This window comes from Chitinophaga vietnamensis, assembly GCF_902167635.1.
GTDB classification, from domain to species: domain Bacteria; phylum Bacteroidota; class Bacteroidia; order Chitinophagales; family Chitinophagaceae; genus Chitinophaga; species Chitinophaga vietnamensis.
Map to the genome: position 1 here is coordinate 46781 of NZ_CABHMS010000011.1, position 13363 is coordinate 60143.

The 13363-nt window shown below is 47.9% G+C and carries 12 protein-coding genes and 1 tRNA gene; 10 read left to right on the plus strand and 3 right to left on the minus strand.

Features of this window, described 5'->3' with window-relative positions:
* The first annotated feature begins 1 nt into the window (after window position 1).
* Window positions 2-676 (plus strand): phosphatase PAP2 family protein, encoded by a 675-nt coding sequence (locus FPG75_RS24370; RefSeq protein ID WP_143310657.1) that lies wholly within the window; start codon window positions 2-4, stop codon window positions 674-676.
* A 49-nt stretch (window positions 677-725) separates the two neighbouring features.
* Here the strand turns inward: FPG75_RS24370 and FPG75_RS24375 are convergent, their stop codons facing one another.
* Complete coding sequence (locus FPG75_RS24375; protein ID WP_143310658.1) at window positions 726-1463, minus strand: Fe-Mn family superoxide dismutase; 738 nt, start codon at window positions 1461-1463, stop codon at window positions 726-728.
* A gap of 508 nt (window positions 1464-1971) precedes the next feature.
* On the opposite strand from FPG75_RS24375, the gene FPG75_RS24380 reads away from it, so the two are divergent.
* From FPG75_RS24380 to FPG75_RS24415, 8 genes are all read left to right on the plus strand, one after another.
* On the plus strand, window positions 1972-2691 hold the full coding sequence (locus FPG75_RS24380; protein ID WP_143310659.1) for a hypothetical protein: 720 nt from the start codon (window positions 1972-1974) through the stop codon (window positions 2689-2691).
* Between the two features lie 28 nt (window positions 2692-2719).
* The gene (locus FPG75_RS24385; protein WP_143310660.1) at window positions 2720-3838 is read left to right on the plus strand and encodes a ThiF family adenylyltransferase; all 1119 of its coding nucleotides are present in this window, start codon (window positions 2720-2722) and stop codon (window positions 3836-3838) included.
* A gap of 13 nt (window positions 3839-3851) precedes the next feature.
* Window positions 3852-6020 (plus strand): sensor histidine kinase, encoded by a 2169-nt coding sequence (locus tag FPG75_RS24390; RefSeq protein ID WP_143310661.1) that lies wholly within the window; start codon window positions 3852-3854, stop codon window positions 6018-6020.
* 49 nt (window positions 6021-6069) lie between these two features.
* Window positions 6070-7167, plus strand: a complete 1098-nt coding sequence (locus tag FPG75_RS24395) for a sensor histidine kinase (protein ID WP_143310662.1) — start codon at window positions 6070-6072, stop codon at window positions 7165-7167.
* Between the two features lies 1 nt (window position 7168).
* Complete coding sequence (locus FPG75_RS24400) at window positions 7169-7570, plus strand: response regulator (RefSeq protein WP_161596913.1); 402 nt, start codon at window positions 7169-7171, stop codon at window positions 7568-7570.
* Between the two features lie 62 nt (window positions 7571-7632).
* Window positions 7633-7705, plus strand: a tRNA-Ala gene (locus tag FPG75_RS24405).
* 102 nt (window positions 7706-7807) lie between these two features.
* The gene (locus FPG75_RS24410; RefSeq protein ID WP_143310664.1) at window positions 7808-10093 is read left to right on the plus strand and encodes a tetratricopeptide repeat protein; all 2286 of its coding nucleotides are present in this window, start codon (window positions 7808-7810) and stop codon (window positions 10091-10093) included.
* A gap of 215 nt (window positions 10094-10308) precedes the next feature.
* Window positions 10309-10896: a YdeI/OmpD-associated family protein gene (locus tag FPG75_RS24415; RefSeq protein WP_143310665.1), complete on the plus strand. Its 588-nt coding sequence runs from the start codon at window positions 10309-10311 to the stop codon at window positions 10894-10896.
* A 52-nt stretch (window positions 10897-10948) separates the two neighbouring features.
* On the opposite strand, the gene FPG75_RS24420 is transcribed toward FPG75_RS24415, so the two are convergent.
* Window positions 10949-11353 carry a VOC family protein gene (locus FPG75_RS24420; protein ID WP_143310666.1) on the minus strand — a complete coding sequence of 135 codons (405 nt, stop codon included), beginning with the start codon at window positions 11351-11353 and terminating at the stop codon, window positions 10949-10951.
* A 70-nt stretch (window positions 11354-11423) separates the two neighbouring features.
* The gene (locus FPG75_RS24425; RefSeq protein WP_143310667.1) at window positions 11424-12647 is read right to left on the minus strand and encodes an ROK family transcriptional regulator; all 1224 of its coding nucleotides are present in this window, start codon (window positions 12645-12647) and stop codon (window positions 11424-11426) included.
* Between the two features lie 101 nt (window positions 12648-12748).
* Here FPG75_RS24425 and FPG75_RS24430 point away from each other — a divergent pair, with 101 nt between their 5' ends.
* On the plus strand, window positions 12749-13324 hold the full coding sequence (locus tag FPG75_RS24430) for a Crp/Fnr family transcriptional regulator (protein WP_143310668.1): 576 nt from the start codon (window positions 12749-12751) through the stop codon (window positions 13322-13324).
* Window positions 13325-13363: the final 39 nt, after the last annotated feature.

The following is a 13363-nucleotide window of genomic DNA, read 5'->3' on the forward strand; positions in this document are numbered from 1 at the left end:
TTTGAAAACGCTGCTTACACTGTTCAGAAAGAATGCGTATTTCTTTCTCCCCTTTTTACTCTGGGTGATAGTGGGAGGAGTTATGCTGATGACGCACAGCCAGCGGGAGTTGTTCCTGGATATTAACGGTGTACATTCCAGCTGGGCCGACGTGCTGATAACGGGCATCACCTACCTGGGTGATGGTATTATGTTCGGGTTATTGCTATTGCTGATGTTGATCACCAGGCGATTCCGGCTTTTCTTTATGGGACTGGCCACTTTCCTGTTGGCAACGATCATCGTACAGGTATCCAAACATTACTTTAATGCGCCGCGGCCGCTCAACTACTTTGGCGAGGAGATGGCCACCCTGGTGCATACCGTAAAATGGGTAACGGTTCATGGCAGTTACAGTTTCCCCTCCGGCCACACGGCCGGGGCATTCGGGATGTTCAGCTTTCTGGCTATCGTAGTGCCGAACAAAAAATGGGGGCTGTTATTTGTGATACTTGCACTCATGGCTGCCTATTCCCGTATCTACCTGGCACAGCACTTCTTCGCAGATGTGTATGTGGGCAGTATCGTAGGCACTTTATGCACGATCATAGTATCAGGACTTTTCAATTACCGCAATACGACGCAATCGCCGGAAGTTTGCGCGGAAAGCTTGCTGGGAGCGAATGCGCCAGCCTGAGATCATAAATAAAAAGCCCCCACGCGAAACACGTGGGGGCTTTTTTTATTTATGCTAATGCTGCTTTATATCTTTTCTCTACTTCATTCCAGTTGATAACATCCCAGAATGCGTTGATATAATCAGGGCGTTTGTTCTGATATTTCAGGTAGTAAGCATGTTCCCATACATCGAGGCCGAGCACGGGGATACCTTTGTCCTTCACGATATTATGCATGAGCGGATTGTCCTGGTTGGGGGTGTTGATCACTGCCAGTTTCTTTTCAGGCGTAACGATGAGCCATGCCCAGCCGGAGCCGAATACCGTTTTGGCGGCATCGTTGAATTTGGTCTGAAATTGCTCAAAGGAGCCGAGATCTTTTGCGATAGCGGCTTTCAGCTTATCCGAAGGTGTTGTTTTCTGTGGAGAGAGCAGCGTCCAGAAAAGGGAGTGATTGTAATGGCCGCCGCCGTTGTTGCGGATGGCTTTATCTTTTTCCGTCACTTTGTGGAGGATCTCTTCGAGTGAGGCGGAAGCAAAGGCGGTGTCTTTGATCGCGTCGTTGAGGTTTTTCACATAAGCGCCATGGTGTTTATCGTGATGGATCTCCATGGTGAGCTTGTCGATATGTGGTTCGAGGGCATCATAAGCGAAAGGCAGAGCGGGTAATGTAAAGGGCGCCTTAGGATCAGTCATGCCTGTGTGTTGGCTGGCAGGAGCGGCGCTCGCCAGGTTGCTCAATGAACCGCTTAATACTGCGGCGCCGGCCGCCATGCCGGTGAGCTTTATAAATTCTCTTTTGTTCATATGAAAAGATTGAATTTGTTATGCTGATGGTATTCACAAAGCTAAATGTTCGCAGGGTAAAAAAATCATCAAATTTTACACCAACCCATAACGCTTTCAAAATCTGTTGAATATTTAAGGGTATCTATACCATTGAGAACCAAAGACCGGAAAAATTTATACTTATCATTTCCTCAAAAAACGCCACCTTGTTTATGAATTATTATGGAAATAATACTATTTTACCTTTACCTTCATGTGAAGATGTATCGATTTTAATCTATTCAACGATGAATTATTTATCCCGGGGCAACGCTAACTGCGGAGGATAGAGAGATGTAACATCCCTTGCTACTATGACCAACAAAACGCATTGAGCATATCACAATGCCAGGATGTATCGTTGTTAGCACGACTCGTGTTTCTGTGAATAGACTGATGATGTAAAATCCATACCATAAAGCAGCTTATTAAAACATACCGGGCCACCCTGGTTATAAAACTAATTTTATTAAAGCATCCCAGTTACATGCTTAAGGTAAGAGTATTCAAGGCGATAGAATATCCTGAAGAATGTTTGCAATATATTGCAGGGCACCGCAAAGTGCTGGAGGCTTATGGTGTGACCAAGGTCACCTCGGCCAATGTGGACTGGATGTATGAGCCTTATACTTATATCATTACCGTAAGCAATGATGATTATTCCAAGATGTATGGCGGATGCCGCATTCAGCTCGCAGGTGGCAGTGTGCCTTTGCCAATTGAATCGGCGATCAACAACATGGATCCCCGTATATACGGTATCGTGAAAGACCTGGCTGCCGCTGGCGGTACCGGCGAATTCTGCGGGCTCTGGAACTCCCGCGAAGTGGCGGGTTGGGGCATTGGCAGTATTGTACTTTTTCGTGTAGTCAATGCCGTATTGGATCAGCTGCCTGTCACCACTTTCCTCGGGTTCTGCGCGCAAACGACCTTCCGCAACAGCATCCGCACAGGCTATCAGATCATGACCAATATCGGCAACCAGGGTACGTTCTATTATCCCAAAGAAGACCTGATCGCGACGGCCTTGATCCTGAAAGATCCGCTGGAACTGAAAAGTGCGCATCCGGAAGACCGGGAAAGAATGTTAAACCTCCGCCATCATCCCGTTCAGACCATTGTAGAAAAAGGCCCTAAAGGTGAAATGCAGGTAGATTACGATCTTCGCATCATGTCGGCAGAACTGAGCAAGCTGCCTTTCGTGTGAAGCAATATATAAACAGCACTATAAAACGATGAACACAACGATAGCCAACGCAATACTGGCCAGTACGCGAGATCAATATCAACGACAAGTCCAATTCTTCCGGTTAAACGATCCTTCGCAGGCAACAGCACTCATTTCTCTCCTTGAACAACACCCCGATATCAAAGTTTTCGACAGACTGCTGACACAGCTGGCAGAACTGGTAAAACTGCGCCATCCTTCGCAGCTCCTGACGGAAGAAGCCACCCAGGAACATGTTGCAGCAATCCTCGGCAACACAGCGCCGGAGGCCTATGGCGTATGGGTATACTATCCCTGGTCTGGCCGCATTGTGCATATCGTGGATGAAGATGAATTTATAGAACTGCGTACCAGCAGGAATAAACAAAAGATCACAACGGCCGACCTGCAAACGCTGCGCAGCAAAAAAATTGGCGTAATGGGTTTGTCGGTAGGACAATCGGTAGCGCTCACCCTCGCCATGGAAAGGCTTTGCGGCGAATTGCGCATCGCGGATTTTGATCACCTCGACCTGAGCAATATGAACCGCATCCGTACCGGCGTTCAAAATATCGGTATCCTCAAAACCGTGCTGGTAGCCCGGGAAATTGCGGAAATCGATCCTTTTCTGAAAGTAGTGTGTTATGATGAAGGAATATCGGAAGAAAATATCGGCGCTTTTCTGACAGACAATGGCAAGCTGGATATTCTTGTAGAAGAATGCGACAGCCTGGACATCAAGATATTAAGCCGTCACAAGGCGCGCGAACTGGGTATCCCGGTATTGATGGATACCAGCGACCGAGGCATGGTGGACATAGAAAGATTTGATCTCCAGCCTGATTTACCTATCTTGCATGGCAGAGTACCAGAACATCTTACGCCCGCAGATATCCGCCAGATGCAGGGCCCGGCGCGGATGGCTATGGTAGACAGTATCGTGGAGTTCAAAGCACTGTCTGCCAAAATGCAACAATCATTGCAGGAAATAGGCAAAAGTATTACCACCTGGCCACAGCTGGCATCGGCGGTAATGCTCGGTGGCGCTGCGATAGGCCATGTTTGCAGAGAGCTCGCGCTCGGCAACTCATTACCATCCGGCAGGTATTATGTAGACCTGGAACAGATTTTTAAACAACCAAACTGATCGATCTGAAACAATGCTACATCTGAACAAACCGGTTATTTATAAATTCGTATGCCTGTTACTGTTAGTAATGGCCCGCTGTATACCTGTTTGGGCAGATACCATAGAAATATCCCCTGCCACGCCCATACAGCTCGCCGAATACGGGCAGATCGAATACCTGCTCGATCCCACCGGCCAGATGCAGTTTAAAGACGTGATGAAGGAAGACAAATTCCAGAAGCTGGGGAAACAGATTCCGAATTTCGGTCTTACCAAAGATGCCATCTGGCTGCGGTTCACCATTCACAATAACAGCGCCGGCGACGATCTGATGTTCGATGTCACCTACCCCATCCTTGATCTCATCGATCTTTATTTTCCCGACGACAGCGGCCAATACAAAGTAGTACCCGGCGGCGAGCTGCGTCCTTTCAATAAGCGACCGGTTAACCATCAGAATTTTGTATACAATATCAGGATACCTAACGGTACCGCACAAACGTTTATCTTCCGTATACAAAGCCGGGAAGCCATACTGGTGCCCATTTACATTGGCACGCCCAGGGAGATCTACAATAAACTTTATAATGACGACCTCCTGTTATCTATCTACATAGGTATCATCCTCGTCATGATCTTTTATAACACTTTTATCTTCTTCTCCGTACGCGACTGGAGTTATTTCTATTACATTATTTACATCGCGTGCGTGGGCCTGGCACAGGTATGCCTGCATGGTTTCGGCTACCGTTTCTTCTGGCATGAGAACCTGTTCATCACGGAGCAAAGCGTGCTATGGGCGGGGGCCTTGTCGGGTATTTCGGTCTTGTTATTTGTACAGAACTTCCTGCATGTGAAAGAGCGCGCGCCCTGGGCTTACCGCATTTTCACCTTCTTCATTATCGTATATTCCAGTACGTTAGTACTATCGCTGCTCGGTTATTTTTCTATAGCTTATGGCCTGATCGATATCCTGGCGATTACCGGTGTGAGTTTCATCTTATTGTTTGCCGTGTCGCAGGCTTTCCGGCATTCCAAGCCGGCGCGCATCTTTGTACTGGCCTGGACTATCTTCATTGTAGCGGTGATCACCTTTGTTTTGAAAGATGTAGGTATCATCCCGTATAATATCTTCACCAGTCACATCCTGCTGATCGGTTCCGGTATGGAAGTAGTATTGCTGTCCTTTGCGCTGGCCGACAAGATCAACACTTTCAAAGCCGAGAAAGAAGCCTCACAGGCGCTGGCCCTGCAGATATCCAAGGAAAACGAGCAACTGGTAAGAGAGCAGAACATCATACTGGAAGCCAAAGTACAGGAACGTACGGAAGAATTACAGAACAGTAACCGCGACCTGAACGTAGCGCTCACCAACCTGAAAGATACACAGACCCGTCTTGTGGAGAAGGAGAAAATGGCATCACTCGGTCAGCTCACCGCGGGCATTGCGCATGAGATCAACAACCCGATCAATTTTGTTACCTCCAATATCAAACCGCTGAAACTCGATATCGCCGACCTGCAAAGCCTGCTCAACAAATACGCTGAGCTGGGCGAGGCCGCAGATATGAAGTCGGAGCTGGCATCCATAGAACAATTTAAAAAAGAGATCGATATCGATTATATTCACGAAGAGATATCTTCCCTGATCAAGGGTATTGAAGATGGCGCGGCACGTACCGCTGAAATTGTGAAGGGACTGCGTACCTTCAGCCGCCTCGATGAAAGCGACGTAAAATCCATTGACATCCACGAAGGGCTTGATTCCACGCTGGTGCTATTACGCAATGCCATTCCGCCGCATGTGACCATCATCAAGCAATACAGCGAATTACCGAAAGTGGAGTGCTACGCGGGCAAAGTGAACCAGGTGTTTATGAACATCCTCTCCAATGCGCTGAACGCTATCAAGATGAAGAAGGAACAACGCAATGAATCCATCATCATCGCTACCCGCCAGGAAGGAGAATTTGTAGTGATCAGCATCAAAGACAGCGGCATTGGTATGTCGGCCGCCGTGAAAGAAAAGATCTTTGATCCTTTCTTTACCACCAAAGATGTAGGGGAAGGAACCGGGCTGGGATTATCTATCGTTTTCAGTATCATAGAAAAACATAAAGGCAGGATCATTGTTAATTCGGCGCCAGACAAGGGTGCAGAATTTATTATATATTTACCACTAAGACTGGATTTTCAATAATCAATCTATAACCCGTTAGTTGTATCAGTAATAACCATAAGTCCCTTTAATGAAAGAAAACCGCATACGTATATTGTACATTGATGATGAGGTCCATAACCTGAATGCGTTCAAGGCCAGTTTCCGCAGGAGTTATGAGATCTACACTGCCAGCTCCGCGCAGGAAGGCAAGCAATTGCTCAAGGAGATCATGGTGCATATCATCATCGCCGACCAGAAGATGCCAGTATCTACCGGGGTGGAGTTTTTCAATGAGATCAAAGATATCCTGCCTGATCCCATGCGCATATTGCTCACCGGTTATACAGATGTTGAAGATATTATTGATGCGATCAACCGCGGTCATATCTTTTCCTATATCAAAAAACCCTGGGATGAACATGAGCTGCACAAAACCATCAACAATGCATACGAGATCTATTCTACCCGGAAACAGCTGAAAGAAAAGATTGAAGAGCTGGAAAAAACCAATGATGAACTGAACCGGTTCATATATTCCACTTCCCACGATCTTCGTTCACCGCTGATGTCGGTACTGGGGATCATCAATCTTTCCCGGCTGGACAATTCCGTCACAGATCCGAACGGCTACCTCAATATGGTGGAATCCTGTGTGCTCAAGCTGGACGGATTTATACAGAAGATCATTGAATACTACCGCAATTCCAGGCTGGAAGTGGAATATGAGAAGATCGATTTCAACAATCTGCTGAGTGATTGTGTATCGGTGTTCCAGCCACAGAATACAGATATCCGTTTCCAGACGCAGGTAGACCAGGCCATTGATTTCCGCGGAGATACCTTCCGCATCAGCGTTATCCTCAATAACCTGATCTCCAATGCAGTAAAATATCAGAAACCGGATGAAGCCCATCCGATGGTACATCTGTCCGTAAAAGTAGAACCTCACAAGGCCACTATATGTATCCGGGATAATGGTATTGGCATTCTGAGCGAGCATCTGAATAATATCTTCAAAATGTTCTTCCGTTCAAAAAATAATAACAAGCCAGGCAGCGGTATCGGTTTGTATATCGTGAAAGAGGCCCTGAGCAAGATCGGCGGTAATATTAACGTCGAATCGAAATATGGAGAAGGCACTCAATTTGAAATTACGATCCCGAACAGAAATGAATTCGATACCTGACTTGCGTGTCATACTGATTGACGACAACGAGATTGACCTGCTGCTGCATGAGAAGTTGATCACCTTTCAACACATCAGCAGAACAGTGCTTTCTTTCACCAATCCAAACAAGGCGCTGGAATTTCTTTCCAGCAATATTTCCCTGCCACGGATACCGCCCACGGTGATCCTGCTGGACATCCAGATGCCGGAGATGGACGGCTTCGAATTTATGCAGGCCTTTGACGCCTATCCGCATAAGATCAAATCGCAATGCCATATCATCATGGTATCATCTACCCTCGATTATGGTGATATTACCCGTACCAATGCCAGTCCGATGGTAACAAAATTACTCCGGAAACCCTTACTGGTAAAGGATTTAAAAGAAACCATCGAAGGTATTTTCAAAGATTTTTTATAAAATGTTTTATTTTCAGATAAAAAATATATTTTTGCATCCCGCAAGGGAAAACACCAGTACACGGGGGATTAGCTCATCTGGTAGAGCGCAAGCATGGCATGTTTGAGGTGACCGGTTCGATCCCGGTATCCTCCACCGAGTAAAAGTCCGGACCTACCACAGGTCCGGACTTTTTCATTTATGCCGGTACATCTCTCCCTCAATTTGATAAATTGCATTTCCTAATCAGACCATGATATGAATTTAGAAGAACTGGAACGGTTGTACAACGAACAGGAATATAACACCGCCATCAACGAGCTTAGCCCCTATCTGAAGAATCACCCCAATGACGCGCCAGCGTGGCATCTGCTCGGCCTGTGCTATATGGAAACAGCCAAAACCATGGAAACAACCGAGGATACGCTCGCCACTTACGAAAACGCTTATGAAGCCTTCGGCAATGCGCTCGACAACGATCCGCAACATACGCCCGCCCGGCTTCACCGCGCTTTCCTCGGCTCCAATATTTTTGAAGACCGCCCCGACAGCGCCATTGAAGACTGCGAGCTGCTCCTCAGCAGCGACGATGCCCTCACACGCGCCAAAGGCTACATTTATCGCTACCACACCTGGGTACTGAAAAAAGACAGCACACGCGCGCTGGAAGATATACAGCAATGCCTCGCTATCTACGAAACCGTTTACCAGGATAACCTCCCGCAGCTCAATGCCGCACGCTTCGAATGCTATTCCCGCATCGGCGACGTATGGTACTACGCAGAAGATAAACCTAAAGCGCTCGACTACTACCGCCAGGCATTCGACTGTTTGCCTTATAACAGCCGCAATATTGCCACCGCGCGCTTTGCGCTTGAAATGGGCGACTACGAACTCATGGAACGCATACTGCACCTGGAAAGCGCCACCGAAAGCAACTACGCCTACGAAAACGTGCTCACCATGCTCAAACAAATGCAGGCACTGCTCGACAGCGGCGTACGTAATGTAATGCTGGCCCGCGCCTTCTGCTGGGGCATCATCGACTATATCTCTTATTTCTTCGGGGAAGATGAAAACGAAGCTACACTCGAACAAATATCACTCGGCAAACGCTGCATCGCAGACTATCCGGAGGAAGCCTATTTCTATCACTTCACCGGCTCTGCATTCTATCATATCGGCAGCTACAAAGAAGCACTGCCCTACTTTGAAAAAGCCAATGCCCTCGGGCCTTATCCTTCCGGCGTATTGCGCTGGTACCACGCTGTATACTGCACCAGCGGCGCTTTTCCGCCATCATGGCCCGACAGCCGGCATCCTATCCCGGCGGATTGGTACACCTCCGGCCTCACTTGCAGCGATACCATCGACTCCACCGAAGATCCGGAAGTACGTCGCGCACTGCTGCCTGTAAAAAAATATCTCTACAAAAGATCCTTCGATCTCTTCTATCCTTACTGGCATGACAATACCGGCGATAGCACCGCCGGCCATCCGCACGTCTTTGCGATGTGCTGCAACAATTACGGTATCACCCTCAGCGAATTGGGAGAACATGAAGAAGCCATCCGCATACATACCATCGGGTATGAGCTCTCTCCTTTCTGGGAACAGCTGGAATCCAGGGCCAACGCCGAACACCATACCGGCCGCCTGGAAGCCGCCATTGCAGATCGTTCCAGCATTTTAAAGGATTACACCGACTTCCTGCCGCTGATGTATTATGTATCTATTCATGAACGCATCATCGAGGATCTCTGTACCCTGCAACGCTACCAGGAAGCCTATACGCTTTATAATAACATCCTCACAGAATACGATACCTGGATATCCAAAGAGATGGAAGAGGCCAGCGAATATGAACGCACCACCATCATCTACAATATCGACCGTATCAAAACAGGGCGCGCCTTCATCAAAACCGACAACGAGAACGACCTCGATCAACGTATCGAAGCGCTGCAACGCCACCTTGCGGAAAAGCCCGACGATAGCGACGCCTATTTCAATCTCATGTACCTCTATTTCGATGCGGGCCAATACGAACACTGTATCGGCGCCATCAACAACCGCATCTCCATCGGAGGCATAGAAGATATTCCTTTGCTGTCGCAGATGAAGATCTGGTACTTCAGAGGCAAAGCCGAGCTGAAACTTGGCCGCTATGCCGACGCCGTCAACGACCTGCAAGCTACCCTCCGCCTCATGGAGGCCGAAGACGACGACAAGCCCACCAATCATTTCAGCGTATATGCGTTCCTGTCAGAAGCCTATCTCGGCCTGCAAGACTACCTGCAATGCATCGACTACGGCACCCGTTGCGCCAGCATGTACACCGATATGAACTGGGCCTGGGACAAAGAAGCCTCCGGCATCCACTACATCCTCGCCTGCGCCTGGGAAGCGCAGGGCAACATCAGCAACGCCAAAAAACATATCGATACCATCCTCAAAAACGCACCAGATTACACCCCCGCCGTTGAAAAGAAAGAAACCCTCAAAGGTGGCGGGTTATTCGCCTTTCTGAAAAGGAAAAAATAAGCGCGAAGGTTGTCTTACTCAGGATTAAATGATTGAAAGGATTAGCAGGATTTTTTATTGAGATTATGAGGATTTGAAAAGGATTCGCGAAGATCATCTCGATTTGATCTTCGTGAATCCTTTTCAAATCCTCATAATCTCAATAAAAAATCCTGCTAATCCTTTCAATCATTTAATCCTGAGTAAGACAAACTCCGCGTTATTATCTTTGCACTATGAAACCCACTTTTTTTGCAACTCCCGCGGCGTTCCGCAAATGGCTGGAACAGCATCATCAGCAGGAAAAGGAGCTGCTGGTAGGCTTTTACAAAACTGGTAGCGGCAAGCCAAGCATTACGTGGCCGGAATCGGTGGATGAGGCGCTGTGCTTTGGCTGGATCGATGGCGTGCGGAAATCGATAGATGAGCACAGCTATACCATCCGTTTTACGCCTCGCAAACCCGGTAGCATATGGAGTGCGATAAACATCGCGAAAATAGCAGTGTTGAAAGAAAAGGGCTTATTATACCCTGCCGGTATTGCCGCCTTTGAGCAACGGAAAGAAGGGCGCTCAAATCTTTATTCCTTCGAGCAGAAAGAACCTATCGTGCTCGATAAAGAAAGTGAGAAATTATTCAAGGCCAACAAAGCTGCCTGGAAGTTCTTTACAAGCCAGGCTCCTTCCTATCAAAAAGTGATCACCTGGAAAATTATCAGCGCGAAGCAGGAAGCTACCCGCCAGAAACGTTTACAGGAGGCCATTACAGCATCTGCAGAAGGAAAGAAAGTAGCGTGGTACGCAAAATATTCTTCAAAGAAATAATAGAAAAAGCCCTTGAAGCGCTTCAAGGGCTTATATATTTTTGGAAAGATGATCAACTACAATTCACCATCCACTGAACCCCGAACTTGTCGGTAAGCATTCCAAATTTTGACGACCAAAATGTTTTGGTTAATGGCATCATCACATTACCGCCCGCTGCCAGCGAATTGAATATTTTCTCTGCCTGCTCCGGCTGATCCAGGTTTACAGCGATCGTAAAATTTGTACCGTCTGTAACTGGTCCCATCACAGCGTCGCTGGCCATCAGGTGAAATTCATTGGATTTCAGTTCTGCATGCATCACCATGTCATGCTTTTCGGGCGGCATTCTGTCTTTCTCCGGCGATTCACCGATCGTCATGATCTGCAACTCTCCGCCGAGTGCATCTTTATAAAAGTTCATGGCTTCGCGCGTGTTGTTTTTACTGAATGTCAGATAGGAACTCAGACTTAACATGACGTGTATTTTTAGGGTGAGGAATGAATTACAGGATGTACATTAAAGTTAGGGAAAGATCATCACATAATTAACTTATCAATACCCTGTTCCGCACCAGCAGGCAGGCCCCGATAATACCGGCACGTTCTCCCAGCCGGGATATCTTCAGTTTGGTATCGGTGTTTACCAGACTTAGCGAATATTTTTTTACGGCACTTTGTATAGGCAGCAGGATGTAATCCTGTGTGGCGGCCAGACTACCGCCAAGTATCACTAGCTCAGGATTGAAGATATTGATGAGCAGGGCAATGCCACGGCCCAGGTTCTCCCCTATTTTTGCGATCAGCTCAATGGCCAGCACATCGTCATGATTGGCTGCATCGATAATATCCTGCAATTCGATACCCGCGCGGGGCCGGTGTTTGCTGTCGAGCAACGATGCCGCGCCCTGATCCAGCCTTTGCAGGAACATGCGCGTAAGCGCCCAGCCCGAGGCCTCTGTTTCCAGGCATCCCCGCTTGCCGCAATGACAAATGATCTCGTTGTCGAAAAGGGGGATATGCCCAAACTCGCCACTGTAGCCAGATTTACCATAATACAATTGACCATCTACCAATACGCCCATGCCAATGCCATAGTCGAGGTTGAGGAACAATACCTGCTTCTCTGCATACACCGGATCAGAGCAGCATTCGCCATAGGCCATCGCGCGTGAATCATTTTCCAGAAATACCCGTATGCCTACTCTCGATTCTATCACTTTGCTCAATGGCTGGCCATCAAAATGAAAAAAGCTGTGACTATGCCCCGTGGCGTAATTGATGCGCCCTGCGAGATTCAGCCCGATGCCCAGTATCTTTTCTTTAGGCGCCGTCAGCTCATCTACAAATTTGTTGATCAGCAAACACAGCTCATCCAGCGATTCCTGGCTGTTATTGAGCTGATAAGGCAATTGCTCTACGGTATGTACCATGTTCTTTTGCAGGTCCGACAGGCCCAGGTTGAGGTGGTTCTGTTTCACATCCACCCCGATAAAAAATGCGGAGTCGGGCACAAGGCCATAGAGATTGGGTTTGCGGCCACCGGTAGATTCCACTTTGCCGTAATCGCGCACAAGGCCATCGCGTATCAGCTCGTTGAGCAGTTCGGTTACTTTAGGTGCGCTCAGGTTAAATGCCTTACACAAGTCGCTGATGGTGGTATGGCCGGAGCTGGCGAAATAGGCCAGGAAGGCCTTTTTCTGTTGCACATTCTTGAATGGTACACCGGTCAGGTTCACCCGGTTCAGCTCCTGAAAAAAAGTTCTTGCCATACAGCCTATTGGTTGAAGCGCCTAAGTTAGCATCTGTGCCGCTAATTTTTAGCAAAAGATGTTAGCAATGGCATTTTTGCCATTTTTTCTATATTCGGCCCATGTTTGAAGTATTCCGACAATACCTGTTAAGCAAGGCGGCATTTACTCCGGAGGAACTGGCGCAGATCGAAGAGAAAAGTGTGGTCAAGAAGCTACGGCGCAAACAATACCTCCTGCAGGAAGGCCATCTGTGGAAGCATTACGCTTTCGTTTGCAAGGGATGCCTGCGCACCTACCAGGTAGATGACAAGGGCGTAGAACATATCTTCCGTTTCTCTCCCGAGCACTGGTGGGCAGGCGACCGCGAAAGCCTGATCAATGGCACACCTTCCACCAGCAATATTGATGCGCTGGAAGACAGTGTATTGTTATTATTTACGAGAGATGATTTTGACGCGCTGCGCCGCAGCATCCCCGCGATGGAGGAAGTAGTAAACACCTTGCTGAGCCGCAGTTATATGGCGGCCAACAAACGTATCCAATCGGCCATCAGCCGCAGCACTGAAGAACGCTACAAAGAGTTCATTGAGCAGTACCCCGACCTGTTGAATCGTATCCCCTTGCATATGATCGCTTCCTACCTGGGCGTTACCGCCGAAACCCTCAGTCGCATCCGCGCCCGCAATGTATCGTAACGTAATCAGCTGCATCTTGACAAACATCAAGGTTTTTTC

Excerpts from the sequence above, each read along its gene's own strand:
- FPG75_RS24385 (WP_143310660.1), top strand. The coding sequence starts at position 2,720 with ATGAACACAACGATAGCCAACGCAATACTGGCCAGTACGCGAGATCAA.
- FPG75_RS24410 (WP_143310664.1), top strand. The coding sequence starts at position 7,808 with ATGAATTTAGAAGAACTGGAACGGTTGTACAACGAACAGGAATATAAC.
- FPG75_RS24380 (WP_143310659.1), top strand. The coding sequence starts at position 1,972 with ATGCTTAAGGTAAGAGTATTCAAGGCGATAGAATATCCTGAAGAATGT.
- FPG75_RS24395 (WP_143310662.1), top strand. The coding sequence starts at position 6,070 with ATGAAAGAAAACCGCATACGTATATTGTACATTGATGATGAGGTCCAT.
- FPG75_RS24390 (WP_143310661.1), top strand. The coding sequence starts at position 3,852 with ATGCTACATCTGAACAAACCGGTTATTTATAAATTCGTATGCCTGTTA.
- FPG75_RS24420 (WP_143310666.1), bottom strand. The coding sequence starts at position 11,353 with ATGTTAAGTCTGAGTTCCTATCTGACATTCAGTAAAAACAACACGCGC.
- FPG75_RS24375 (WP_143310658.1), bottom strand. The coding sequence starts at position 1,463 with ATGAACAAAAGAGAATTTATAAAGCTCACCGGCATGGCGGCCGGCGCC.
- FPG75_RS24415 (WP_143310665.1), top strand. The coding sequence starts at position 10,309 with ATGAAACCCACTTTTTTTGCAACTCCCGCGGCGTTCCGCAAATGGCTG.
- FPG75_RS24425 (WP_143310667.1), bottom strand. The coding sequence starts at position 12,647 with ATGGCAAGAACTTTTTTTCAGGAGCTGAACCGGGTGAACCTGACCGGT.
- FPG75_RS24430 (WP_143310668.1), top strand. The coding sequence starts at position 12,749 with ATGTTTGAAGTATTCCGACAATACCTGTTAAGCAAGGCGGCATTTACT.